The organism is Aeromonas sp. HMWF014, assembly GCF_963878295.1.
In the GTDB taxonomy this organism is placed as follows: Bacteria; Pseudomonadota; Gammaproteobacteria; order Enterobacterales; family Aeromonadaceae; genus Aeromonas; species Aeromonas popoffii.
This window is the reverse complement of record NZ_CAWNYS010000048.1, coordinates 1-703: the sequence shown is the minus strand read 5'-3', so window position 1 is coordinate 703 and position 703 is coordinate 1. Positions and strand designations below refer to the sequence as shown.

General features: G+C 59.2%; 1 pseudogene. It reads right to left on the bottom strand.

The features are described 5' to 3' along the window. Positions 1-17: 17 nt before the first annotated feature. Positions 18-703: pseudogene (gene tssI, locus AAC083_RS22770) on the bottom strand (type VI secretion system tip protein TssI/VgrG); the annotation flags it as partial.

The window sequence follows — 703 nt, the reverse complement described above, 5'->3', positions numbered from 1 at the left end:
CTCGGGTCCTCTTTGTAGCGGCCCGGATAGTCAAAGTGCTGGTAAGTGTCGCGCTGGTGCTCAAGCTCTGCGCCCTGCTTTTTGTGAGCTAGGCCATAAGCCGGGGTTTTAAAGCTGTAGTCCTTGAGCTCTACATCCGAGGTGCGCACCGACTCGCGGTAGTGGAACTGGCGCACATAGGCGCCCTGTTCCAGCGAACGGTTGCCGAGGTTGAAGAAAAGCTCGGGGCCTTGAGTCAATGCCGCCGCATCGTCGGCAAACACGATACGGTGTTTGCCTGCTTCAAACTCGTGGAAGTAGAACAGCCCCTCTTCGGCGGCCAAACGGTTCAAGAAGTCGAGGTCGGTCTCGCGGTACTGCACGCAGTATTCGCGCTGGGCATGTTCGTTTTTCAGGGCAAAGGCGTAGTCGGTGATGCCGTGCTCTTGCAGCAAAATGCTGAGGATTTCGTCCGGCTTCTGTGCCTGGAAGATGCGGGAGTTTTGGCGAAGACCCAATCGCCACAGGGCAGGTTTGACTTGCAGCTGATAGCGGGTGCGGCGAAAGCCGCTGTCCCCTTGCGCAAAGTCGCTCACTACCCCACATACCCGGCGCTGCAACTCGCCGTGGTACCACACCATCAGCTCGCAGGGCTGGTCCAGCACTGCGCCGAAGTCGACGTCAGGCTCCGGGCTCGCCAATTCCAATCGCAACTGGAACGGCC